Below are 25,077 nucleotides of genomic sequence, written 5' to 3'. Positions count from 1 at the left end.
GGAGCTGTAAGCAAGCTTTGATCCGGGGATGTCCGAATGGGGAAACCCGGCTGTCTTCATCGACAGTCACTTTCTGCTGAATACATAGGCAGAATAGAGGCAGACCAGGGGAACTGAAACATCTAAGTACCCTGAGGAAGAGAAAACAATAGTGATTCCGTCAGTAGCGGCGAGCGAACGCGGATTAGCCCAAACCAAGGAGCTTGCTCCTTGGGGTTGTGGGACGTCTCACATGGAGTTACAAAGGAACCGGTTAGATGAAGAGGTCTGGAAAGGCCCGCCAGAGAAGGTAAAAGCCCTGTAGTTCAAAACTTGTTCCCTCCGAGACGGATCCCGAGTAGTGCGGGGCACGTGAAACCCCGTATGAATCCGGCAGGACCATCTGCCAAGGCTAAATACTCCCTGGCGACCGATAGTGAAGCAGTACCGTGAGGGAAAGGTGAAAAGCACCCCGGAAGGGGAGTGAAATAGATCCTGAAACCGTGTGCTTACAAGAAGTCAGAGCCCGATCTATGGGTGATGGCGTGCCTTTTGTAGAATGAACCGGCGAGTTACGTTCCCGTGCAAGGTTAAGGTGAAGAGCTGAAGCCGCAGCGAAAGCGAGTCTGAATAGGGCGACTTGAGTACGTGGACGTAGACCCGAAACCGGGTGATCTACCCCTGTCCAGGGTGAAGGTGCGGTAACACGCACTGGAGGCCCGAACCCACGCATGTTGAAAAATGCGGGGATGAGGTGGGGGTAGCGGAGAAATTCCAATCGAACCCGGAGATAGCTGGTTCTCCCCGAAATAGCTTTAGGGCTAGCCTCGGAAAACAGAATCGTGGAGGTAGAGCACTGATTGGGTGCGGGGCCCGCAAGGGTTACCAAGCTCAGTCAAACTCCGAATGCCATAGATTTAGTTCCGGGAGTCAGACAGTGAGTGCTAAGATCCATTGTCGAAAGGGAAACAGCCCAGACCATCAGCTAAGGTCCCCAAGTGTGTGTTAAGTGGGAAAGGATGTGGAGTTGCACAGACAACCAGGATGTTGGCTTAGAAGCAGCCACCATTGAAAGAGTGCGTAATAGCTCACTGGTCGAGTGACTCTGCGCCGAAAATGTAACGGGGCTAAACACACCACCGAAGCTATGGCTTGATGCTTGCATCAGGGGTAGGGGAGCGTTGAATGCGGGTTGAAGGTGTACCGTAAGGAGCGCTGGACTGCATTCAAGTGAGAATGCCGGTATGAGTAACGAAAAGATCTGTGAGAATCAGATCCGCCGAAAGCCTAAGGGTTCCTGAGGAAGGTTCGTCCGCTCAGGGTAAGTCGGGACCTAAGGCGAGGCCGATAGGCGTAGTCGAAGGACAACAGGTCGAAATTCCTGTACCACCGTAATCCGTTATGAGCAATGGGGTGACGCAGTAGGGTAGTGACGCGGACGGATGGATGTCCGTCTAAGCAGTGAGGCTGATGTGTAGGCAAATCCGCACATCATTAAGGCTGGGCTGTGATGGGGAGCGAAAATTATAGTAGCGAAGGTCATGATCTCAGACTGCCAAGAAAAGCCTCTAGCCAGGAGAAGGTGCCCGTACCGCAAACCGACACAGGTAGGCGAGAAGAGAATTCTAAGGCGCGCGGAAGAACTCTCGTTAAGGAACTCGGCAAAATGACCCCGTAACTTCGGGAGAAGGGGTGCCTCGGTAGGGTGAATAGCCCGAGGGGGCCGCAGTGAAAAGGCCCAAGCGACTGTTTAGCAAAAACACAGGTCTGTGCGAAGCCGCAAGGCGAAGTATACGGGCTGACGCCTGCCCGGTGCTGGAAGGTTAAGGGGAGTGGTAAGCTCGCAAGAGCGAAGCTATGAACCGAAGCCCCAGTAAACGGCGGCCGTAACTATAACGGTCCTAAGGTAGCGAAATTCCTTGTCAGGTAAATTCTGACCCGCACGAATGGCGTAACGACTTGGGCGCTGTCTCAACGAGAGATCCGGTGAAATTTTAATACCTGTGAAGATGCAGGTTACCCGCGACAAGACGGAAAGACCCCATGGAGCTTTACTGCAGCTTGATATTGAATTTGGGTACGATCTGTACAGGATAGGTGGGAGCCGTCGAACTTTGAGCGCCAGCTTGAGGGGAGGCATCCTTGGGATACCACCCTGATCGTATCTAGGTTCTAACTTGGTACCGTGAACCGGTGCGAGGACAGTGTCAGGTGGGCAGTTTGACTGGGGCGGTCGCCTCCTAAAGAGTAACGGAGGCGCCCCAAGGTTCCCTCAGAATGGTTGGAAATCATTCGAAGAGTGCAAAGGCAGAAGGGAGCTTGACTGCGAGACCTACAAGTCGAGCAGGGACGAAAGTCGGGCTTAGTGATCCGGTGGTACCGCATGGAAGGGCCATCGCTCAACGGATAAAAGCTACCCTGGGGATAACAGGCTTATCTCCCCCAAGAGTCCACATCGACGGGGAGGTTTGGCACCTCGATGTCGGCTCATCGCATCCTGGGGCTGAAGTAGGTCCCAAGGGTTGGGCTGTTCGCCCATTAAAGCGGTACGCGAGCTGGGTTCAGAACGTCGTGAGACAGTTCGGTCCCTATCTGTCGTGGGCGTAGGAAATTTGAGAGGAGCTGTCCTTAGTACGAGAGGACCGGGATGGACGTACCGCTGGTGTACCAGTTGTTCCGCCAGGAGCACCGCTGGGTAGCTATGTACGGAAGGGATAAGCGCTGAAAGCATCTAAGCGTGAAGCCCCCCTCAAGATGAGATTTCCCAGTATGTAAGACCCCTTGAAGACGACGAGGTAGATAGGTTGGGGGTGGAAGTGCAGTAATGCATGGAGCTGACCAATACTAATCGGTCGAGGGCTTATCCTAAAGATAAAACGTAAATGAGTTTCGGATCCAGTTTTCAGGGTGTAAGCTTTGTATTGTATAAGCTTAAGTGGCTTATATGGAACAAGCAAGCACACAGCATTTGGCGATGTTGATTCCTGAAAAAGAATTTGCGTAGCAAATTCATGTTTGGTGGCGATAGCGGAGGGGTTCCACACGTACCCATCCCGAACACGACCGTTAAGCCCTCCAGCGCCGATGGTACTTGGACCGCAGGGTCCTGGGAGAGTAGGACGTCGCCAAGCACGATAAAAGTATGACCTCTATATAAAAAACCGCGATTATCGCGGTTTTTTTGTTTCCAAAAAGATGTGTTTGTCAAAAATCCTGTATGAATGCCATAAGTCAAGACAAGTAAGACAAAAGTAAACCCGTTTTGTTTTTGAAAAAAACATGTTAAACTTTTCTCATAAAAATAAATGTACTTTCTGAGGTGAGTTGAAGTGTTGGAACGTTCTATGGAGAATACAAGGGAATTACACAAAGGAAAGGGAGTGATTTGAAAAAAGAAAAGGTGATTATAAATGAGCACTTATCAAACAGTTATTAGTGATGGATTTGAGCTGAAATATGCTATAAGAGGTAACGGAAGGCCGATATTGGTGATCGGCAGTAGTGTATATTATCCTCGTTTATTTTCAGACCATTTATATAAAAAGTTTCAGTTTATTTTTCTGGATCATCGAGGATTTGCAAAACCGACTCGAGCTTTAAAACCAGAAGACTATACTTTGGATAAAGTTATTAATGATATAGAAACAGCAAGACAATGCCTTCATCTAAATGAATTTATCATATTAGGACATTCCGGGCATGCCTTTATGGCTTTGGAATATGCTAAACAATACCCGGATTATGTTCAAAAAGTGGTGCTATTAAATTCAGCACCTACGAACAGCCAAGAAAGACAGCGGCAAAGCTCTTCATTCTTTTATGAAACGGCCAGCCCAGAAAGAAAGGAACGTTTTGAAAAGGACATTGTTTTATTAGAGGAAGATATCAAAAGAGACCCAGATAGAAGATTTGTTCACATGTGTATACGAATGGGAGCCCAAACCTTTTATGATTATGCTTACGATGCGGCTTATATGTGGAAGGATGTATACACGAATATGCCTATCATTGATTATTTATGGGGAGAAGCTTTCGGTAACATGAATTTAATACAATCCTTGGCGGATATCCATAAACCTGTATATATTGGTTTGGGAAGGTATGATTTTTTAGTTGCGCCAGTTTCTTTATGGGATAGGGTCGATGACACCTACGAGAACGTGAAAAAAGTGATTTTTGAATATAGTGGGCATAACCCAATGTTTGAAGAACCTCATTGTTTTGATCAAACATTAGCTAAATGGATTAATGAAGATCACTAGGATTTTTGCTAAATCATCTCTTAGATGCTCAGAAGCCCGTAAAATGAGAATCACCTTCATTTTACGGGCATTCTTATTGAGCGTTATTTACCTTTTGCTCCGATGACAAAATACTATGACTTTGTTATTAGTGACTTGACGGTTTAACTAGGTTCTGTATAATAACCGAAAGGTAATAATGTATTGTTAGTTTTTCGTTGTACTACTATCAGGAACAATCTAAGACTCATGGAACTGAACAATAGTCGTGAAGCAATGATATGGAGGCTGTTATGAAATACGAAATTATTTTATTTGATGTCGATGACACGCTGTTTGATTTTAAAAAGGCAGAGAGTTATGCGCTACATAATACGTTTACCCAATTTGGCTTGCCACAAGGGGCCACGGAGTATAAAGCTAGTTATGATGAAATCAACAGCGTATTGTGGCGAGAGGCAGAGGAAGGACATATTACCTCAGTGCAACTGCGTGTGGAGCGGTTTAAGCGATTATTTACTTTTCATGATCTAGACTTTAATCCAGATGCTTTTAGTGCTGCATATTTACGTTATTTGGGTGAAGGTGCTTTTTTAATGGACGGAGCGGTTGAATTATGTGATATGCTGTCTGATTGTCGCTTGGCGATCATTACGAATGGAATCAAAGAGGTGCAAACCTCCAGAATTCAGCTTTCACCGCTGCGTGATGTATTTGAACAGATAATTATTTCAGAGGAAGTGGGTTGCCAAAAGCCACAAGCTGGTATTTTCGATTACGCATTTACTAAGCTAGACATTTCAGATAAGAGTAAGGTTCTCATGGTTGGTGATTCTTTGACCTCCGATATTCAAGGAGGCAACAAATACGGAATGGATACCTGTTGGTTCAACCCTGCTGGGAAAACAAACGCGTCTGGCATTCAACCTACTTATGAAATAAAAAGCCTGATGGAGTTATCGAATCGTGTGCTTTCAAAGCGTCCCATCCTGAATCGTACATCGGCGGAAATCTAGATGAATGAGAAATTGGAAATCAGGATGAATAATGTCGAAATCAGAAGACGGAAGTTAAAGACACCGAAAAGTTGAATGAATTGTTTAGAGTTGTGATTACAGACACGTTCACTTAAGAAGGCATTGGTCATATGCTGGAAGATATAGAGGACGAAATTGAGACTAAGCGAGCGTATTTGGTAAGTGACATGGAGAGTCACGGTTAGCAACACGGGCACCAAAGTGATTAAACAAGGCAGGCCGGAAAATCGGTCTGCCTTGTTTTGATTTTTTTATCGTCACTGGCCAGATTCACAATTAGCAGGAAATAGCTTTAAGGCGGAAAGTAGAGCTGGTGAAGTCTCCAGAGAGATCCGAGACAACAAGCCCAATTTTCATTAGGCGGTCGCCTCCAAAAATTTCGCCATCAAATGCTACGCGGAAGGGAGAACCGCCATCTTCCACTAAGGTATTACCCGTATGGACTGCAGTGCTGCCTGTCGCCCCGTGTTCGATTATATACTTTTTATCTGGGTCAAGTCCTTTTAGAGTTAGTCGCCGGATGGGCCCATTTGGTTCAGCAAGTACGCGGAAGTAAGCGACAAACGCTTCGGATTGGTCCTCGCTAACAAACATCCAGGCCGTGTCGCCTCGGCCTTCAAACGGACTAAGCAGTCGATACATATCTCCCTGCTGTACAAGGGAACGGATTTCTTTATACTGGGCAATTTGTTTGGCAGCGAGTTCTTTTTCTTCATTCGTAAATGCAGTAAGGTCGAGTTCGTAGCCAAAATTCCCGCTCATTGCCACGTCGCCGCGTATGGCGAGGGAGGTGTTTCGTCCCACCTGGTGGTTCGGCACGTTCGATACATGTGCGCCCATGGTACTGGCCGGGTACACGATGCTTGTTCCATACTGGATAGCCAATCTTTCAATGGCATCGGTATCATCACTGGTCCATGTCTGCGGCATATAGTAGAGCATTCCGGGATCAAATCGCCCACCGCCTCCAGAACAGCTTTCGAACAAGATGTCCGGGAACTGGGAGGTCAGACGTTCCAACAGATCGTAAAGTCCGAGCATATAACGGTGCGCAGTTTCCTTTTGTCGTTCGCTAGGGGCTGTAGCCGAAGCAATCTCCGTCATGTTACGGTTCATGTCCCACTTGACATAAGTGATTGGAGCGATCGAAAATACGGAGCTAAGCGTCTCGTACAAGTAGTCGCATACTTCCTTGCGGGAGAGATCGAGCACCAGTTGGGATCGGCCTTCCGTCCGCCGCCGACCTTCCGCATGCAGGCACCAGTCGGGATGGTTGCGGTACAGTTCACTATCAGGTGATACCATTTCCGGCTCAACCCACAAACCAAACTGTAATCCTTGTTCATTAACCCGTTTGGCCAGGTCAGTAAGACCGCCGGGCAACTTGTGGCGGTCTTCGAACCAGTCCCCAAGCGAACTGTTGTCGTTGTCTCGCTTACCAAACCAACCGTCATCAAGAACAAACAGCTCAATTCCAAGAGGCCCCGCTTCTTTGGCAATCGCCTCGATTTTATCGGCGTCGAAGTCGAAATATGTGGCTTCCCAATTGTTCACGAGAATCGGACGTTCTTTGTCACGGTAAGCCCCTCGGCACAGACGTGTGCGATAGAGTCGGTGATAGGTGCGTGACATGCCCCCAAGACCTTTTTCGGAAAAGACCAATACGGCTTCAGGAGTCTGGAATGACTGACCCGGCTCAAGCCGCCAGGAGAAGTCAAAGGGATTGATTCCGATACTTACACGAGTCTGACTGAACTGCTCTACTTCTGCCTGTGCGACGAAGTTGCTGCTGTAGATTAGACTGAAACCGTACACATCCCCACGATCTTCAGTCACATCAGGCCGAAGCAGTGCCAGAAAGGGATTCATTTGGTGACTGCTGGAGCCCCGTCTACTCTCGAGCCGAATGGAGCCAGGTCCGAGGTCGCGGCGTTGGATATGTCTTTCCCGAACCCAGGCTCCAGGTAAGTAGAGGGCTTGGTAGTTGGAATCGGCGAAGTCGACAGAGGCGCTCATGGCGTGTTCAATATTCATGGTAGCGCTTCCCTTTTGTTCAAAAAGAGTAGATCTAGCAATGGCACTGTGGTTCGCAAATACAGTATAGAGCAGTGTAGTCTTAAGCCCCGAGTATTGATCCTCAAGGATCAAATAGAGGGTTGTGGCTTCATCATCCGATTCGGCATAGACGGAAGGAAGTCCCTCGAGCTTGGGTTTACCCGGTTCAATACGGTAACCACTATATTTTAGCTCAGTAGTTCGAGTTCCGTCCGCAAGTGCAACCTGGTAAGCCGGTTGACGAAAGTCGCTTGTTCCATACTGGGGGTATTCCTGAGGAAGCGTGTCCAAAGAAATTATACGACTGGAAGAAACGGGAGTGGGAGAGAAGGAGCAACGCTCCCTAAGTTCCAATATACTTGCGAGACTTTGGTCATGATGAAGTTGAGCTCCCCAATAGACATGTGCGGGATATCCTTCTACTAGCTGGATAATATAGCTGCAATCCTTGGACTGCAAATGAAACAAACCAAGCGCTTCGTTAACATGAATGTTCATGATATTCACTCCTCAGGGGTTATCATATTGATTGTTTTACGAAAGGATATTAATCAATGACAATAAGACTCTCAAGTACTAATTTTAGCCTTTTTTGCATGAGCTTTCTCGAATGACAAGCTTAGTCCCGATCACGCTATACGCAGGTGGTTCACGCCCCTCAAACCGTTCAGAGAGCAGTTGCACGGCAGCCTTTCCCATCTGTTCGGGATATGCACGGATAGTGGTTAGCGGAGGCTGCACGAAGGCTGCCATCTCAATGTCGTCGAAGCCAACAACAGCCATATCCTCTGGTACCTTGACTCCAAGTCCATGAAGGGCGCGGAGGGCACCAATAGCGAGCGGATCGCTTGCGACGAAGCAGGCTGTCGGTCGTTCCTGTTGGGCTAGGAGTTCGTTCATCATGAGATAACCATCCGCGGTACTCCAGGAACCTATACGGACGAATTGAGGATTGTACAACCCTTGTTCCCGCATGAATCGTTCAAAATAATGCGCCCTTCGCTCACCGTCGCTCTTACCGCCGATAAATCCGATTTGTCGATGGCCAAGCTCAAGTAGATGTCCGAGTGCCTGATCAACAGCTTGTCTGAAATGAAGTCGTACAGAATCATACTCTAACTGTTCATGGTACTGGTCGACAAGGACAATGGTGTTCTTGTCAGGATGAAGCTTGAATACCTCTTCAGGATCAACGCCGCCCACAACAATCAGACCATCCGCCTTCTGTAAGGTGCCGATGGACGAGCGGCCTCGCAAGGTCTGTCCCAACGTCAGGCCAAGCTCTTCACAGCGCAGTTCGATTCCACGGCGGATCGAGGCGTAATAAGGATCGTCTCTTTCCTCCTCAATAGAACACCACAGCAGGAGGGAGACCGTTTTCCCGGCCCGTTCCGTATTCTGCTTTAATTGCCTCAGCCGGGTAGGCTTATACCCGAGTTGCTCGGCAACCAAAAAAATTCTGTTTTTGGTGTCTGAGCTTACGGACAGTGACAGATCGTTATTTAAAACCCTTGAAACGGTTGCGGCAGACACACCCGCTTCGCGGGCAATGTCTTTAATGGTTGCCAAAAGAGCTCACACCTTTTTAGTTAATAATTTTACTAAAAATCGACTTTATCCTAACACATCTCTAAAGTACTTTCAAGATGGACGGTTGAATTTTTTGAACTTTATTTTTGATCTACTACTGTAGAGATTGTTTGTGTTAACATGATGGATATTCTCTTGATGACGGAGGGGTTCTAGGTGAATATTCTGTCACTAGCTCGTAAGTGGTTTGGTCGACTTCGCTTTAAAAGCAAGGTTATAGCGGTATTTCTTCCGCTAATTATTGTTTCTCTGCTTATTCTTGGACTATTGTCCAACCAACTTTTCAGCCGTTCTTTGATAGACCAAACTACCAGCAATGTGGTCGATGAGTCTCAGCTTATCTTGTCTAGGACCGATTACATATTCAGGAGTGTGGAGACGGCGGCCAATATTATGGTCACGAATATTAACCGGATGTATGATTCATACGGTGCCAAACCTGATACTGCCATGGAGCCTATTCAGTTTGGAAACTTGATGCAGAGCCGCCTATCCATTGATTTGTCAATCTTTCGTGAGGTGGATGCCGCTGTCTTCATTGATAACGAAGGGAAGATTTTCGCCTCTTATACCGAAAGCGGGGATGATCGCAAGATCTATAGCATGCTTAAGCGGGTAAGGGAATCTGAAAGTTATGGACAGGCCCTCTGGTTTGATATGGAGAAGAGGGATTTCCTAACTCCAGATCCGAGCTCTCCCGTTTTGACACTGGGGAAGACGGTCATTAATATAGACACCGGCGAACCCTATGGAACGCTTTTTCTGTTAGTGAAGGAAGAAGGTTTGTCCGATTACTTTCGTTCCAGCGATCCAGATGCACCCAAATCTTATTATTTTTTAGATAACGAAATGCGCGTGGCTGTGGCAGAAGACAATGAGATGCTGATGAATCCGGTGAATCCACAGCTGGGTGAGGCCATCCAACGTTGTGCCCCTAATGCATCCCATGGAACGTGCTCATTCGAGTATGAGGGCAACCTGATAACGGTCACTGATTATAACCGAATGGAATGGAAGTTGGTCAATATTGTTTCTCTTAGCCTGCTTACAGCTGATGTCCGGCAAAATGTTAGATTGTCGCTATTAATCGGTGTGTTATGCCTTGTTTTTTCCTGGCTGGGTGCTAGCTTTCTGTCCAGAATGGTCGTTAGTCCTCTCGAACAATTGACTAAGGCCATGCGAAAAGTAGTAACTGGTGATTTGCAACCTGTTGCAACAGTCCGTACTGAAGATGAAATCGGTACCATTGCAGAGGCGTTTAACTTTATGGTAAGACGGGTTCGGGAGCTGCTGGATGAGGTAAGGCAGGAACAGAACCGTAAGCGTGAATATGAGCTTGCACTGATAAGCGCCCAAATTAAACCGCATTTTCTGTACAACACTTTAGATACCATTTATGCACTCAATGAGTTAGATCGTAATGAGGAGGCTAGAGATACTACAAAAGCGCTGGCAGATTTTTATCGAATGGTGCTGAACAAGGGACGGGAACTAATCACTTTAGAAAAGGAAGCTCAGATTACTGATGATTACCTGACGATTCTGCAAATCCGTTATCCCGATGTGTTTCGCTATGAAGTGGATATTCCTCCCGAGTTTGAAGGTACACCGATCCCGAAGCTCTCGCTTCAGCCGCTTGTCGAGAATTCGATTTACCATGGCCTTAAGAAGAAAGGAACAAAAGGTTTTATCCGCATTTTTGCCTTTAGACAGGGCGATAAGGTGGTCGTTAGAGTGGAGGACAACGGCGTGGGGATGAACAAAATACAGGTTCAGACCATTATGTCCAGACATTTGCCGGAAGAAGGAATACGATCAATCGGCACCTACAGCGTTCAGCAGCGGCTGAGCCTGTATTTTGGCGAGGAGTATGGGATATCCGTGCAAAGTGTGCTCACGAAGGGAACAACTGTTGACCTGTCGCTGCCGATGCTGCCAAAGGGGAGTGAACACCAAAATGTATAAAGTGATGATTGTCGATGATGAACCGCTGTTCCGAGACTTTCTGCGTATGAAGATAGATTGGGAAATTCATGGTTTTCGGGTTTGCTGCGAAGCAAGGAACGGACAGGAAGCACTTCAGGAAGCCGAGCGGCATCAGCCACATCTCGCCCTCGTAGATATCAATATGCCCTTCATTGACGGAATTGAATTAGCCAAGAGATTGAAAGTCAAGTTCGAACGCATCGTTATTGTATTCATATCTGGACATAACGAATAACGAATTTGAATACCTACAGAAGGCGGTTCGAACCGGAGTACAGGATTATTTGTTGAAGCCGTTCAATGCAGAAGAAATGCTCACGATGTTGGAACGCATTAAGCCGAAGCTACCGGTGCTTCCACAGGAGAGCGAAAGTGCAGAGTTAAGGGGACAGGGCGGCGAAGTGTTGCATAGCAGAGCAGGTATGCCTGATTTGGGCCATCTACGCGATGCGGTTGTGCTTGACCTCCGAATGAAAGACAGTGAAACGCTAGAGGAGGTCCGTAAGGCAATCCGTCAGCTTAGTAAATATAAATGGGGAGACGAATACGCAGATGCGATGCTTATGGGAATCGTATCTTTAGCCCTTTCCTTTGCCAGTGAACGAGGCATTCCTTATGACCGGCTATGGGAAAATGGAGGAGACAATTCTCCTTACGAACGGCTGCGAGAGTTAGATTCCTGGGAGGCTGCTGAAGGTTGGATGCTCGCTCTATACCGCAAGCTGATCCAACTGATGGAGAATATGCGTCCTACGAAGGCTTCCAATTTATTTGTGGCGGCGATCAACTATATTGAGGAACATTATGCAGACTCAGAGCTGTCTGCTGAGCAGGTTTCGTGCGGAGTATTCGTCGATCCCAGCTACCTGCGCCGCGTATTTCGCAAGGAGTCTGGCTTTTCCATAGTGGATCATATTACACACATCCGAATGAAGAAGGCTAAGGAGCTTTTGCTGAAAGGAAATCGGAAGCTGTCAGAAATCGCTGAAAGTGTAGGATACAGTGACCCCAATTATTTTGGCAAATGCTTCAAGAAACGCTTTGGCATGACACCCACTGAATATGAGCAACTCAAAAAAAGGTAGCGCCTGTCCTGCGAGGCAGGACAACTTCGATTTAAGCCTGGCGGTTTTCCTATATACGGAGAACCGCTGCTCTATTTGTCCCGTTTTTTACTGGTTATGCCCGTTTTATTCCTTAATCAAGAATAGAAGCGGCAGTATACTGTAGTCATGCAAATGAAAGCGCAAACATAAAACACACTGCATGAGGGGGATTAAGCAAATGAAAAAAACTTACAAAAGTTGGAGTGCAGCTTTGCTAGTGCTCACTATGTCGATTGGATTGATTGCTTGTGGGGAAGATAACTCGACCTCTTCCAAGAGCGAGGCAGGGGACGGTACGATCAAATTAAAGGTGTATGCACAACATTTTGATGACGATACCATAAAGCCGTTCGATTATGCGGTGGAAGAGCTTAAAAAGAAGATGCCAAACGTAGAAATTGAACTGGATCCTGCCGTACAGGACGGAGGACAGAAGCTTAAAACCTATGCGGCAACGGGCAATATGCCGGATGTCTATTTAGCGGATTGGGCTGTCCTGCAAACTTTCGCAAAATCGAAAAATGTTGAGGTGCTGGACAACTATGACACAACGGCCGAATTCAAGAAGAATCTTAATCCGGGTGTTGAATCGCGTTTGGTAGCTCCAGACAATCATGTATATGCTTATCCCGAAACCGGCATTGAATTCCAAATGATCTATTACAACAAGTCGATTTTCGAGAAGGTAGGAATTAAAACACCGCTTAAGACGATTGACCAGATGGCCGATGCAGCGAAAAAGTTGAAAGCTGCTGGTTACGTACCTATGTCAATCTTTGCCAAAGAAAAATGGATTACGACCGCTTTCTATAATGGGCTGGTTACAAGGGAGCAGCCGCGTGGGTTCGGAGCACTTGATGAGAAGGGTGTAAAAGCATTGCCGGAAGCATTCGTAACAGCGGCACAGCAGATGAAGCAACTGCAAGCAGCCGGATTATTCGATGCAAACGCGACGAACACCAATTATGATCAGGCTTCGTCCCTGTTTTATCAGGGCAAAGCTGCCATGTTCGTGAATGGACAATGGGAAATTTACAGCTCACAGGAAAAGCTGGGCGACCAGGTCGACTGGATGTACTGGCCTGCAAAGGATGAAGCAACCTACGAGAAATCCAAATATTTCATTGACGGCTCAGGTTCTCCGCAGGGCTACGCAGTATCATCAAGTAGCAAAAATAAGGAAACAGCCGTAAAGGTAGCGGCGTTCCTTGCCACAAAGTCAGCCGAATACAGATACACTCAACTTGGAAGCCCAATTGTTTCGCAGAAAGTGGATAAGCCAATCGCCTCCAATGTTCCAGCAATGATGCAGCGAGTTGTCAAAGAGTTGCTGCCAAATGCGCAGGAATATGCTCAACTTCTGAGTAGTACAAAAATTCAGAACACTATTAATGACAATACTCAGAATTTGATGGTAGACAACTTTTCTGAAAACGATTTTGTGAACAATCTGAATAGCACATTGGATAAAGAAAACTGAGAATTCAGGAACTCGGCTGCCCTTGGCGGCATAAGTCGCTAGGGGATGCTGTTCCGAAGATAAGGGGTGGAAGCAAGACATGAATAAATATTTGGGGAACAAACCGGCACTCGCGCTGTTTCTCCTCCCTGCTTTGATACTGTATAGCGTAATTTTGATATATCCCGTTCTGCAAACCGTTCTTCGCAGCTTTTATGATTGGGATGGCCTGAGTACGCTGACCTTTTCGGGACTGAGTAATTATCGGGAACTGTTCTCCGATCCTCTACTTGCTACTTCGCTTAAGAACGGATTAATATTTGCCATTGTTCTGGCGGTCTTTCAGATCGGACTGGGAACACTATTAGCGCTAATCTGTGCTGACCCGCGCACACGCGGGCGAAAAATACTGAAAACGTCTTATTTTATCCCAGTTGTCCTATCGGTAACCGTGGTGTGCCAGCTGTGGATCGCAATCTATGACCCAACTAACGGATTGATCAACCGACTGTTTGATCTCTTGAACATCCCGTACCAGCAAAATTGGCTGAGCTCCCCGACAGCATCGATTATTGCCATTGCCTTCGTTAATGCCTGGCAGTTTATGGGTTATCAATTTGCGTTGTTATATGCGGGAGTTAAGTCAATACCCGAAGACTACTTTGAAGCCGCCACGATTGACGGTTGCACCAAATGGAGAGCGCACTGGCATGTCACGCTTCCACTGATGAGGGAAACGTACAAATTCTGCTTCATTATTGCGATTACCTCTGGAATAGGGGCCTTTGTGCAGATGCTGATTATGACAAACGGAGGGCCCGGTACTACAAACTATACATTGACATTCATGATTTACCGCTATGCTTTTATGGAAAGCAATTATGGGTATGCGTGTGCTGTATCCGTGCTGCTTGTACTAATCTCACTACTGGCAACTGTAGTTATCAATAAGCTGTTCGACCGCGGACAAACCGCCTGATAAGGCGTGTATTGAAAAGGAGAACGAAATGAGTAAAACTGCTTTGAGCAAGTTCAGACAAGCTGTTCTGCAGATACCGCTGTGGTTGTATTTTATTGTTTCGGTCTACCCGTTGTTCTGGATGGTTTCCTACTCGTTCAAGAACAACGATGAGATCTTTGTCTCTAACCCATTTGGACTGCCAACGCATTTTCGTTACGAAAATTACATCAATGCGTGGACGCAATTTAATATTCCCCGTTACTTTCTGAACAGTCTGGTCGTATCAACGATTTCGACTTTGTTCATCCTTTTGCTGGCTCTGATGTTTGCCTTCGCAGTGGCTCGTATGAGATGGAGGTTTCGTTCAGCTGTCCGGACTTATATGATCATAGGAATGTTTATGCCACTGCAGGTTATCATGATACCGCTGGCGATTTTGGTTCGCGATTTTCATCTTACGAATACGTACGGAGCTCTTATTCTTCCTTATATCGCAATTGGGCTTCCTTTCTCGTCAATGATTTTCTATGGATTCCTAACAGCAATTCCTAAGGAGATTGAAGAGGCGGCATGCATGGATGGAGCTAATATTTATAGACTGTTCCTAAAAATCATTATGCCACTTGCATTGCCTGCAATTGCGACGGTAGCCATTTTTCAATTCTTGAACAACTGGAATGAGTTCACTTTGGCCTATATTCTAATTTCAGATGAAAATATGAAAACATTGCCTCTAGGCTTACTTTTCTTCCAGGGTTCCTACAGTACGGATTGGGGAGCCATGGGAGCTGTTATGACTATGGCCTCCTTACCGATGGTACTTGTCTACCTGTTCTTGAGTGAACAAGTGGAGCGGGCGATGACGGTAGGTTCTGCTGTAAAAGGGTAGAAAGGATAAAATGCCCGGTTAGAGAATCAGAAAAGATTCTCTAGCCGGGCATTTTTGATATGTACATACGTTAGTTCAATCCGACGATGGTTTGTGGCTAATCAGAAACCTTACAGCAAAATAAAGGGTTTTGTAAGTTTAAACTGTTGTTCGTTGTGTAGAAGCTGTTATGCTGGTAAACAGCAGGCAAGGAAAGAAGTGAAGCAGACTTTGAAAGATCCAAAGCAAAGTTTCCATGAAACATTAAAAAATCGTAAAAGAACTATTATAACAGTCACAGTTATCGTTATTATAATTATATTGTTAATCACTCTCGTGCTCGGCACCATGCATATAATTCGGGATTCAATATATACCACCATGAAAAACTCCTAATCATCTACAACCAATGGGGGTTAGATTGTTGTTATTGCTTGAACGATCAAATAAAGGCATTATATAGAGAAATCAGTTGTTAAAAATTCAAGCACTAAGAAGGTAGAAAACACGATGCAGAAGATATTAATAGTAGAGGATGATCCTCAAATTAGCTCCTTGCTCCAATCCTATCTTGAGAAATATGGTTATCAAGGAATTATTGTTTCAAATTTCGATCAAGTTCTGGTTATTTTTCAAGAGGTAAAACCTGATTTGGTACTACTTGATGTGAATCTACCTCGTTTTGATGGATTTTATTGGTGCAGGCAAATACGGACTCAGTCTACGTGCCCCATCCTTTTTGTGTCTGCACGCGATGATAAAATGGATCAGGTCATTGCTTTGCAAAACGGAGCAGATGATTACATTACGAAACCATTTTATCCCGAAGTAATGTTAGCCAAAGTAGAAAGCAATCTGCGACGTGCCTATGGTTCTTATGCCGTTGCTCCAAAATCACGTTCTTTAAAAGTGTCAGGTTTGACGCTATATCCCGATATTATGGAACTTGAGTTCCAGGACAAGCAGGCAGAGATGAGCCAGAAAGAAGCAGCACTGCTAGAGCTATTGATGACGTATCCTAAGCAGGTTGTGGGTAGAGTTCATCTTTTAGAGGCTTTATGGGACGATCACCAATATGTGGGCGAAAACACACTGAATGTTTATGTCACTCGGTTACGCAAAAAGCTCAGCGAGTTGGGACTGGGGGATATTATAGAGACGGTTCGAGGGTCTGGCTATCGCCTTCACTTGAGTGAGGAGGAAGAACGGTGAAGCTTTTTTGGCGCGACCATTTTTCGCTGGTCATTTTTAATATCATCCAACTTTTTCTTGTGTTAAGTATCTATTGGATGGATGGTTATCGTAACTGGTCGACGGCCCTATATTCCGTCTTTTTTGGGTCCATCCTATTGGTAGTCTATTTGCTGTTCCGATACGTTATGTATTCTGGCTTATATCGCATATTATCCGCTACAAACATTAGAGATTTAGATGAGCTTATTCAAATGAAGGTACTTAATCCGCTAGCCTCTTCTTTACAACATTTGCTTTTACAATATTATCGATTATATCAGTCCCGAATACATCAGTTAGAGCATCAGCAGCGCGATCATATTACGTTTATCAATCAGTGGGTTCACCAGATGAAAACTCCTCTTTCTGTTATTCATTTAATCCTCAAAGGAAGAATAGACCCCGAATCGGATCAGATTCACGATGAGATTGATCGAATGGGCAAAGGACTGGACATGATTTTGTATATGTCACGATTGGAATCCTTTGAACCAGATTTTCATGTGGAGCCTGTTGTATTACGAAAGCTAGTTAGTGATGTGATTTATGATAACAAAAGATTATTGATCCGCAACGAAATTTATCCTTCCAATGAAGTGGACGAGCAGTTGAGTGTGATTACCGATGCCAAATGGCTAGGGTTTATCATTAACCAATTGGTGACCAATGCGGTAAAGTACTCTTCAGGTCATGCCCGCAGTCTGAAGCTGATGTCTGACGTAAGAGAGGATGTCATTGTGTTGGAAGTACAGGATGAGGGGATTGGTATCCCTAAAAAAGACATAGAACGGGTATTTGAGGCTTATTACACAGGTGAAAATGGGCGGAAGTATCGTGAATCAACCGGGATGGGACTCTATTTGGTGTCTGAAATCTGCAAAAGACTGAATCATGATATTCAATTGAAATCGACGGTTGGTAAAGGGACGACGGTTCAAATCCTGTTTTCCATTGGCAAATGAGAAACCTTACAACACATTTAAGGTTTTTGTAATGTTAATCGGTCGCTTCACTTATCTGGATGGATTATGATCATGACATAGGAAAAAGAAAGGAATGAACGATGGAGATTGTACAAATGGATCAAGTTACCAAAATATACTATGGCAAGGTTCCCTACCGAGCTCTTAACAATATCCATTTAACGATCAAACAAGGCGAGTTTGTTGGTATTATGGGGCCGTCTGGTAGTGGGAAGACAACATTATTAAATATGATTTCGACCATTGATATGCCGACTTCTGGCGAGGTTAGCATTAAAGGGGAAAATCCACATCTGCTCAAGAAGGATAAGCTGGCTTTATTTCGCCGCAAAGAACTGGGGCTTGTATTTCAAGATTATAATTTGCTGGAAACCCTCACTTTGGGAGAAAACATACTGTTTCCTCTGATGCTGAATAAAAAAGGGTTAAAGGAAATGGAGCACAAACTGGAAGAAGTAGCGAAAAAACTGGATATTTCAGATGTTTTGGACAAACGGCCTTATGAGGTATCGGGGGGACAAAAACAACGTGCAGCCATAGGCAGGGCTATGATTCATTCTCCTTCGCTCCTGCTTGCAGATGAACCAACCGGAAATCTCGATTCCAAGTCTTCGCGTGTTGTAATGGAAATGCTGAGCCTTGTTCACCGTGTAGACTATTCTACAATTGTGCTGGTAACACACGGCGCCTTGGAAGCTAGCTATTGCGATCGGGTCATTTTTATTAAAGATGGTGAGTTATATAATGAAATCCGTCGTAGTCATAGTCAGCAAATATTTTTTCAGGAAATCATAGATATGCTCTCCTTTTTGGGGGGAAGTAGACATGCACATGAGCTTTCGTCTGTTAGCATGGAATAATCTCAAACGCAATGCGCGTGCTTACGTTCCTTATTATTTAAGCAGCTCCTTGATGATTACGATTTTTTTCGTATATGCGGTATTTATTTTTCACCCGGATGTCTCGAATGTAATCACAGCAGCTAACGTAAAAAAGGGATTACAGGTTGCGGATCTGTTAATCTTTATATTTTCCTTTTTTTTCGTATTATACACAAACAATATCTTTGTTGCTGCACGTAAGAAAGAATTTGGTATACTCACCATTTTAGGAGCGAGTCATAGGCAAATTTGTTTTTTGGTAGCTTTTGAAAATCTAATTATAGGCTTTTTATCATTGGTGACCGGGATGATCGGAGGATTTGTTTCAGCGAAGTTTTTCCTGCTTATGGGTTCCCATGTCACAGGAATTTATTTAAGATTTTATTTTCCCTGGAAAGCACTGGCTTTTACAGGAATCGGCTTTATGTTTTTGTTTATATTGATCTCACTTGTGTCTGTTTTCTTTATCCGACGTTTTAAACTACAGCAGCTTTTTAGCAAGGTTCCTCAGCTTAACAAAGAACCTAAAGCTTTATGGAGTCTGTCCATTCTTGCCATAGTATTAATCGGAGCAGCTGTATATTTAATGAAGCTTGATTTTTCACCATACATTTATCTGGCACCGTATCGTTTAGGGACCCTTTCTTTTTATATATTGCACTATTCGGTCGGAGACACCTTTAAATATACAATTATAATGGGATCTCTGGGTATTTACTTATTTTATAATCAATCATGTGTACTATTCATTCAATTGCTTAGAGCTAACAGGAAATGGTCTTGGAGCGGATCGCGTTTGTTATGGTTATCTGAGATCACATATAAAATGAGGAATAATGCCGGGCTTTTTTCATTGATTACCCTCATTTCTATCATTTCCTGTGTAGGAGCCGCATCAACTTTTGACTCCATGCAGCAGCAAAAAAGATTTCTTAAGGAGCAATCTTATTCATTTGCATTTACTTCTGATGTTGTAAGTTCTAACGAGCTTGAAAAAGAGATTGACCAAAATCTGTATACGGCTGGGGTGGATTATGCGAAAGGTGAAGTGTTGATCTTTCCCTTTCGTGAACAACTCGCGCCAGTGATGAAACATTCCAACTATGAAGCACTTGCTTCCAAGTTTAAGAAGCTGAAGCAGATACCTGCGCTTCGGGAGAATCAAGGTTTTTTCATTATCGATCCAAACGAGATGTCTCTCGAAGAAAAGAAAACCTTTTTTGAAAAAAAGCTAACTTACAAGCAAGGGAAATCTCATATGATGAATCTTCAGATTATGGATACTAAGATGATAGATCATAACCTGAAGTTTGATGGAAATATCGTCTCTGAACTAGGAAGGCTACTTGTTGTTTCTGATCGAACTTACGACTATTTAATTGAACAACGGTATTTCAATGATCCATTGGCATATAAATCTACTTATTATTTTGTGCCAAAATGGAAAAATGGCCAACTTTCCTTAGAAACTTCTGAAACTCAACAAGAGGTATGGTTGTATTCCGTGTTGGCCAATAAGGTGAATAAAGGGGTGCTTAACTCTAGGGCAGTAGACTATTTGACATCGGAGATGGATCTAGTTATTAGTGAATTTATTGGCGGATTTATCGCCATTATTATGTTGGCAAGTACAGTAAGTCTGCAGTATTTCAGATTGTATGTAGATCTTCAGCGAGATGAAGAAATATACCGAGCTTTATCGAAAATCGGACTAAACTCAAGGGAAATGAGACAATCGGCTTCCAGACAAATTGCATTCATATTTCTTCTGCCATTAGTCGTATCGTCTATAGGAATGGTGCTTTGTTTAGTGATTTCAGAACCATCTGGAATATATGGAGTACCCGTTCACCTTACGCTGATTCAGATTATGCTGTGCTTCTGGGCCATCCAATTCCTTTCCTTTCTTATTGTACGTTCACTGTATCTCCGTCAATTAGATTTAAAGATATTGTAAGGAAGGATAAGTTGTGTGTAAAAATTTGCAGAAGGGTAGGATGAAGTTCCTCCTTTCTGGAATTTTGCACTGAAAAGAAGATAAAGTCTCAAGTGGGATACAGAAGAAAACACATAATTCGTATAACAACGTAATTATAAAACTATATTTAAATCGATACCATATTTTTAAAGTGGGGATATCTATGAAAAAACGTATGTTCATTTTATTGCTGCTCGCCTTGTCGGCCAGTTCTTTATTAGAGTCCTTTGTTCAAGCAGAGGAGGCGCAGCAGCAGGTTACCAAAGCAAGTGTGAAACTAACACTGAGTCAAGCTCAGCAATGGGCACGATCCAATAGCTTTAGCTTGAAGGAAGCCCAGCAAACGATAGATCGTAACCGAATTATGCTGAAAAATGCAGGCAAGAATCTGGATTTCATTCCTGCAGGTCAAGGCAACGGCGAAGAAGATGTGGCTAGTAGTTCAGCATGGAAGGGGTATGCTTCATCGACAGTTTCTTATTTGGAATCCAAAAAGCAAATCGAGCTTGCCCAAGATCAGGCAGACTACACTGCAATGAAGAATTACTATGACGTACTTCTGGCTGATAACAAAGTCAAGAGTAGTGAGGATGCACTTTTGCTCGCGCAATTGGAGGAAAAAGCTGCTGAAGCGAAGGCTAACCGTGGGAAAATTTCTCCAGGTGATCGAAGTACGATTATTCAGACTCGTATAGAGGCTCAAAAAAATGTAGACATTGCAAAAGCTGCGCTGCAAAAAGCGCTAGATTCGCTTAATACACAAATGGGGCAGTCCCAAGGAAATTTATATGAACTGGTGGACCGACCCGTTTACCGGAAGATGGATAACACGAATCTGGATACGCTGGTGACGCGTGCCATCTCGGCGAGTCCTTCAGTATGGAGACAGGAAGAGGCAGTCAAGCTAGCAAAAATGGAAATTAAATATTACACATGGAATTCGGGAACGGATGACTATGAAATTAAGCAGATTGATGTAGATTCAGCAGAAGGTGGACTGGAAAATACCAAGGATCAACTAGCAGAAACACTGAAGAGTATGTACTTTAACTTACAGCAAAATGAAGAACAATACGAGCAAATGCGAAGTAATCTACAGAACCTTAATAAAGTGTTGGACATTTCTCGCAAAAGAAAGGAACGTGGATTTGCTACGGGCACGGAGGTCGCTACAAATCAGTTGAAAGTAAAGCAAATTGAACGGAATATGGATGAGCTCGTTGTCCAAATGACGCTGCTGCAACATGCTTTAAACAAGCCGTGGAGCGTATAGGATTTAGCAAAAATACAATTTAAGGGGATATAACATTGTCGGAAACAGAAAAGAAAGATAAAGATTCACTACAAGTATTAAGAAAAAAAAGAAAAGTGAAAAGGAGCATAGGTATTCTGGCCTTGCTTATTATTGTAGGGATTAGTGGTACGCTCTACATGAAAAGGGGTCAGGAAAAGTCTGTGGAGGCTCCGGCGAACCAGGTGATACAGGTACAGAAAGCTAACATAACTGAGTCGCTTAGCGTGACTGGAACCGTTCAGGCTTCCAAGGAAGTAAATATTAATTTTACAAATGTCGAGGGTGCCAAGCTCGTCGCTGTCAATGTTAAAGCAGGAGATAGCGTCAAAGCAGGTCAGGTTCTAGCACGATTAGATGATTCGGACGCTAGGCTGCAAATTAAGGATGCCGAATCCAATGTCGCGATTGCAAGAGCCAAGCTGGAAGAAGCCAAGCGCGGACCCAAAACGAATGATATCGAGCTCCAGAAAGCAAATGTCTTAAAGGCACAGATGGCGATTAAAACAGCCAAAAACGGGATGGAATTAGAGGAAGCTGCTGCTCAAAAGGAGGCAGCCAAGGTGACTTTGGATAAAGCCCAGAAGGATTATGATGACCAGGCTTTTCTGGTTCAGAATGATGCGGCAGCAGAAAGTGACCTGGCGACAGCCAAGCAAAATCTGGATAAGGCAAAACTGGACATGAGTAATGCGGAGCTGCAGTACAAGAAGGCAAAGACCAAGCAAACTGAGGCGATCGAAGAGGCGGAAATGGGCTATAAAACAGCATTAATACAATTAAAGGCTGCACAGTCCCCGCCTGAAGCTTCCAACATCCAATCTGCACAAGCTTCTTTATTACAGGCTGAGACGGCATTAGAGCAGAAGAAAAGTGTTCTGAGTAAATTACAGGTTACGGCGCCGTGGGATGGGATCATTTTGAAAGTCAATGGCGATGTGGGGACTAGTCCTACTGCACCCTTTATTGTCATGAATAACTCCAACACAGGGGTTATGAAGGTTCTTGCCAAGGTTAATGAAAGTGATATTGCTAAATTGAAGACTGGACTTCAGGCGACAATGCTACCGAATTCATTCCCGGACAAACCATTTAAAGGCGAAGTACGTTTTGTTTCTCCAGAGCCGGTGACGGAATCCAATGTGACTACATACAAAATTGAATTGTCTTTGGATAGCCAAAACATAAGACTGCAACCGGGGATGAACATGGATGTATCCCTACTGTTAGCCGAACACAAAAATACGCTGTCTGTGCCATTGTTTGCCTTGAGGTCTGAAGGTGGTGTGGATGGAGTATATGTAGCGAAGAACGCGGCGAATCCGGCGGATTATGAGTTTAGACCGGTGAAACTGGGTGTGTATACAGCGGATCAGGCCGAAATCAAGTCCGGTGTCAAGGAAGGTGAAACCATTGTGATTCCTCCTCAGAACAGCAGTGCTGACCCGAATGGCAGTGGAGGGGGGCAGACACAATGAGTGAAACTCAATCCAATAACACCGTTATTGAAATTAAAGAGCTGAAAAAAAGGTATGAAGTAGGCGGTCAGGAGATTCAGGCTCTACGCAGTGTGAACTTATCTATTAACGAAGGGGAGTTTGTTGCTATCATGGGGCCCTCTGGTTCAGGCAAGTCCACCATGATGAATGTTATTGGTTGCCTGGATCATCCGGATACCGGTAAATACTATCTGGATGGTTACTCCATATTGGATGCTCGTGAGAACGAACTTTCAGAGATTAGAAATCAGAAGCTGGGATTTGTGTTTCAGAAATTCTATCTCCTGCCTCGTACTACAGCTTTAGCAAATGTGGAGCTGCCTATGATGTATGCAGGTGTTCCTGCCAAGGAGCGTCGGGAAAGAGCTATAGAGGCGCTTCGGATGGTGGGTCTTGCAGAACGGATGTATAACAAGCCTAACGAGCTTTCTGGCGGTCAGCAGCAGCGGGTTTCCATCGCCCGAGCTTTGGTGAATCATCCGGTCATTCTGCTGGCAGATGAGCCTACGGGTGCACTGGACACGAAGACGAGCATCGAGATTATGGAGCTGTTCCAAGGCTTGAATGAGCAAGGAAAAACCATTGTCCTGGTTACTCATGAACTGGAAGTAGCGGAATATGCCAAACGATTGATCAGCTTTCGGGATGGTAACATTGAGCGAGATGAGCCTATTGCAAATAGACGAATTTCATCAAGGGTGGTAAGTCTATGAATCTGATGGAAACGATCCGTGTATCGATGAACAGCTTAACTACCAACAAGATGCGCTCATTTTTAACGATACTCGGTATTATTATCGGGGTGGCAGCGGTGATTGCCATTATGGCCATCGGGAATGGCTCAAAGGCCAGTATTAAGGAGGAAATCAATAAGTTAGGAAATAACGTACTTTTGGTTGCTCCCGTCATGCCAATGACTGAGGAAGAAATAAATCAGGATACCTTGCCCTCATTTACGTGGACAGATGTCGAGGCATTGGAACAAAAGAGTTCGATTGCAGCAATGATGCCCCGTATTTCAAGCAGTTCAAAAGCTGCATGGGGGCGATATAACTATAATGCAACCATTGTAGGGACATCTGCTTCATTTTATAAGGCCAAAAAGTTTTCCTTTGCCGAGGGCAGAACATTTACCAACGATGAGATGGATAAACGTAGGAATGTTGCCATTCTGGAAAGCCAAGCGGTTGTGCGTCTTTTTGGTGGAGATACCAAAGGCGTATTGGGACGAACGTTTCAAATCAAACAGATCCCTTTCAAAGTAATCGGAGTATTGAATTCTCAGCCTGTTACGAATTTAAGCTACAGTACAAATGATCAAATCTACATCCCGGCTACAACCATGATGAACCGTCTGGGTGAGAAAAACATTACTGGTCTGGAGGTATCCGCCAAGTCACCAGGCTTGATGGGTCAGGCTCAATCAGACATATTGGAAAGCTTGCGTGTGACGCATCAGCTAAAACCTTCGGAACCGGATCAATTTCAAGTAATGAGTCTGTCCGAAGCAGCAGGTGCAGCATCCGGTGTAGATAATATCATGACCAGCTTGCTGGGAGGTGTAGCTGCGATCTCACTTGTGGTAGGGGGAATCGGAATTATGAATATTATGATGGTGTCGGTTATAGAGCGCACGAAAGAAATTGGTATTCGAAAAGCTATTGGTGCCAAGCCAAGAGATATTATGATTCAATTCCTGTCCGAAGCGGTCATTTTTGGTCTGCTAGGGGGGATGCTCGGGGTTGTTACAGGCGTAGGCGCCTCCAAAATAATCGAAGCAACAGCACACATGACCATTGAATTTACAATCTCGCCGATCCTATATTCGTTTCTTAGCTCTGCAGGTACAGGCATTCTATTTGGGGTATATCCGGCTTATAAAGCAGCAAGATTAAAACCAATAGATGCATTGAGATACGAATAATTGAAT

At 44.7% G+C, this 25,077-nt stretch carries 18 protein-coding genes and 2 rRNA genes (1 of these 20 only partly in view); 18 read left to right on the top strand and 2 right to left on the bottom strand.

Annotation, left to right across the window (positions count from 1 at the left end; translation table 11 throughout):
- The 4 genes from NSS94_RS26055 to NSS94_RS26040 form a co-directional block, all read left to right on the top strand.
- A 23S ribosomal RNA gene (locus NSS94_RS26055) occupies positions 1-2,847 on the top strand (it extends 82 nt beyond the left edge of the window).
- A 146-nt stretch (positions 2,848-2,993) separates the two neighbouring features.
- Positions 2,994-3,110 (top strand): 5S ribosomal RNA (gene rrf, locus NSS94_RS26050).
- 279 nt (positions 3,111-3,389) lie between these two features.
- Positions 3,390-4,241 (top strand): alpha/beta fold hydrolase, encoded by an 852-nt coding sequence (locus tag NSS94_RS26045; protein WP_340885348.1) that lies wholly within the window; start codon positions 3,390-3,392, stop codon positions 4,239-4,241.
- 272 nt (positions 4,242-4,513) lie between these two features.
- Complete coding sequence (locus NSS94_RS26040) at positions 4,514-5,236, top strand: YjjG family noncanonical pyrimidine nucleotidase (RefSeq protein ID WP_318628374.1); 723 nt, start codon at positions 4,514-4,516, stop codon at positions 5,234-5,236.
- A 297-nt stretch (positions 5,237-5,533) separates the two neighbouring features.
- Here NSS94_RS26040 and NSS94_RS26035 read toward each other — a convergent pair whose 3' ends face one another.
- Entirely contained in the window at positions 5,534-7,810 is a 2,277-nt protein-coding gene (locus NSS94_RS26035; protein ID WP_340885353.1) for an alpha-galactosidase, read from the bottom strand.
- Between the two features lie 84 nt (positions 7,811-7,894).
- Positions 7,895-8,881: a LacI family DNA-binding transcriptional regulator gene (locus tag NSS94_RS26030; protein WP_209950343.1), complete on the bottom strand. Its 987-nt coding sequence runs from the start codon at positions 8,879-8,881 to the stop codon at positions 7,895-7,897.
- A gap of 177 nt (positions 8,882-9,058) precedes the next feature.
- Here NSS94_RS26030 and NSS94_RS26025 point away from each other — a divergent pair, with 177 nt between their 5' ends.
- From NSS94_RS26025 to NSS94_RS25960, 14 genes are all read left to right on the top strand, one after another.
- Positions 9,059-10,867: a cache domain-containing sensor histidine kinase gene (locus tag NSS94_RS26025; RefSeq protein ID WP_341040513.1), complete on the top strand. Its 1,809-nt coding sequence runs from the start codon at positions 9,059-9,061 to the stop codon at positions 10,865-10,867.
- Entirely contained in the window at positions 10,860-11,123 is a 264-nt protein-coding gene (locus NSS94_RS26020) for a response regulator (RefSeq protein ID WP_341040512.1), read from the top strand. Before NSS94_RS26025 ends, NSS94_RS26020 begins: the two co-directional genes overlap by 8 nt.
- Positions 11,095-11,973, top strand: a complete 879-nt coding sequence (locus NSS94_RS26015; protein ID WP_341040511.1) for a response regulator transcription factor — start codon at positions 11,095-11,097, stop codon at positions 11,971-11,973. Before NSS94_RS26020 ends, NSS94_RS26015 begins: the two co-directional genes overlap by 29 nt.
- A gap of 199 nt (positions 11,974-12,172) precedes the next feature.
- Positions 12,173-13,474, top strand: coding sequence for an ABC transporter substrate-binding protein (locus NSS94_RS26010; RefSeq protein ID WP_341040510.1), 1,302 nt, complete (start codon positions 12,173-12,175; stop codon positions 13,472-13,474).
- 79 nt (positions 13,475-13,553) lie between these two features.
- Positions 13,554-14,432 carry a carbohydrate ABC transporter permease gene (locus tag NSS94_RS26005; protein WP_069011311.1) on the top strand — a complete coding sequence of 293 codons (879 nt, stop codon included), beginning with the start codon at positions 13,554-13,556 and terminating at the stop codon, positions 14,430-14,432.
- Positions 14,433-14,460: 28 nt separating this feature from the next.
- Entirely contained in the window at positions 14,461-15,303 is an 843-nt protein-coding gene (locus NSS94_RS26000; RefSeq protein WP_029518494.1) for a carbohydrate ABC transporter permease, read from the top strand.
- Between the two features lie 489 nt (positions 15,304-15,792).
- Complete coding sequence (locus NSS94_RS25995) at positions 15,793-16,494, top strand: response regulator transcription factor (protein WP_318628377.1); 702 nt, start codon at positions 15,793-15,795, stop codon at positions 16,492-16,494.
- Positions 16,491-17,477 carry a sensor histidine kinase gene (locus tag NSS94_RS25990; RefSeq protein WP_341040509.1) on the top strand — a complete coding sequence of 329 codons (987 nt, stop codon included), beginning with the start codon at positions 16,491-16,493 and terminating at the stop codon, positions 17,475-17,477. The genes NSS94_RS25995 and NSS94_RS25990 overlap by 4 nt, the downstream gene beginning before the upstream one ends.
- Before the next feature lie 101 nt (positions 17,478-17,578).
- The gene (locus tag NSS94_RS25985; RefSeq protein WP_069011315.1) at positions 17,579-18,358 is read left to right on the top strand and encodes an ABC transporter ATP-binding protein; all 780 of its coding nucleotides are present in this window, start codon (positions 17,579-17,581) and stop codon (positions 18,356-18,358) included.
- Positions 18,324-20,336, top strand: coding sequence for an ABC transporter permease (locus NSS94_RS25980; RefSeq protein ID WP_341040508.1), 2,013 nt, complete (start codon positions 18,324-18,326; stop codon positions 20,334-20,336). The genes NSS94_RS25985 and NSS94_RS25980 overlap by 35 nt, the downstream gene beginning before the upstream one ends.
- Positions 20,337-20,520: 184 nt before the next feature.
- Positions 20,521-21,630, top strand: a complete 1,110-nt coding sequence (locus NSS94_RS25975) for a TolC family protein (protein WP_341040507.1) — start codon at positions 20,521-20,523, stop codon at positions 21,628-21,630.
- 35 nt (positions 21,631-21,665) lie between these two features.
- The gene (locus NSS94_RS25970; protein ID WP_341040506.1) at positions 21,666-23,126 is read left to right on the top strand and encodes an efflux RND transporter periplasmic adaptor subunit; all 1,461 of its coding nucleotides are present in this window, start codon (positions 21,666-21,668) and stop codon (positions 23,124-23,126) included.
- On the top strand, positions 23,123-23,860 hold the full coding sequence (locus tag NSS94_RS25965; protein ID WP_039274993.1) for an ABC transporter ATP-binding protein: 738 nt from the start codon (positions 23,123-23,125) through the stop codon (positions 23,858-23,860). Before NSS94_RS25970 ends, NSS94_RS25965 begins: the two co-directional genes overlap by 4 nt.
- The gene (locus tag NSS94_RS25960; RefSeq protein WP_341040505.1) at positions 23,857-25,071 is read left to right on the top strand and encodes an ABC transporter permease; all 1,215 of its coding nucleotides are present in this window, start codon (positions 23,857-23,859) and stop codon (positions 25,069-25,071) included. Before NSS94_RS25965 ends, NSS94_RS25960 begins: the two co-directional genes overlap by 4 nt.
- Positions 25,072-25,077 lie beyond the last annotated feature (6 nt).

This window comes from Paenibacillus sp. FSL L8-0644, assembly GCF_038008165.1.
Taxonomy (GTDB): Bacteria; Bacillota; Bacilli; order Paenibacillales; family Paenibacillaceae; genus Paenibacillus; species Paenibacillus polymyxa_D.
The sequence above is the reverse complement of the archived record's forward strand: the minus strand, read 5'-3'. Positions and strand labels throughout refer to the sequence as shown.

Coding starts and splice junctions, on each gene's coding strand:
- NSS94_RS26040 (WP_318628374.1), top strand. CDS start 4,514: ATGAAATACGAAATTATTTTATTTGATGTCGATGACACGCTGTTTGAT.
- NSS94_RS26005 (WP_069011311.1), top strand. CDS start 13,554: ATGAATAAATATTTGGGGAACAAACCGGCACTCGCGCTGTTTCTCCTC.
- NSS94_RS25965 (WP_039274993.1), top strand. CDS start 23,123: ATGAGTGAAACTCAATCCAATAACACCGTTATTGAAATTAAAGAGCTG.
- NSS94_RS26000 (WP_029518494.1), top strand. CDS start 14,461: ATGAGTAAAACTGCTTTGAGCAAGTTCAGACAAGCTGTTCTGCAGATA.
- NSS94_RS25975 (WP_341040507.1), top strand. CDS start 20,521: ATGAAAAAACGTATGTTCATTTTATTGCTGCTCGCCTTGTCGGCCAGT.
- NSS94_RS25985 (WP_069011315.1), top strand. CDS start 17,579: ATGGAGATTGTACAAATGGATCAAGTTACCAAAATATACTATGGCAAG.
- NSS94_RS25960 (WP_341040505.1), top strand. CDS start 23,857: ATGAATCTGATGGAAACGATCCGTGTATCGATGAACAGCTTAACTACC.
- NSS94_RS26035 (WP_340885353.1), bottom strand. CDS start 7,810: ATGAACATTCATGTTAACGAAGCGCTTGGTTTGTTTCATTTGCAGTCC.
- NSS94_RS25980 (WP_341040508.1), top strand. CDS start 18,324: ATGCACATGAGCTTTCGTCTGTTAGCATGGAATAATCTCAAACGCAAT.
- NSS94_RS26010 (WP_341040510.1), top strand. CDS start 12,173: ATGAAAAAAACTTACAAAAGTTGGAGTGCAGCTTTGCTAGTGCTCACT.
- NSS94_RS26020 (WP_341040512.1), top strand. CDS start 10,860: ATGTATAAAGTGATGATTGTCGATGATGAACCGCTGTTCCGAGACTTT.
- NSS94_RS25995 (WP_318628377.1), top strand. CDS start 15,793: ATGCAGAAGATATTAATAGTAGAGGATGATCCTCAAATTAGCTCCTTG.
- NSS94_RS26045 (WP_340885348.1), top strand. CDS start 3,390: ATGAGCACTTATCAAACAGTTATTAGTGATGGATTTGAGCTGAAATAT.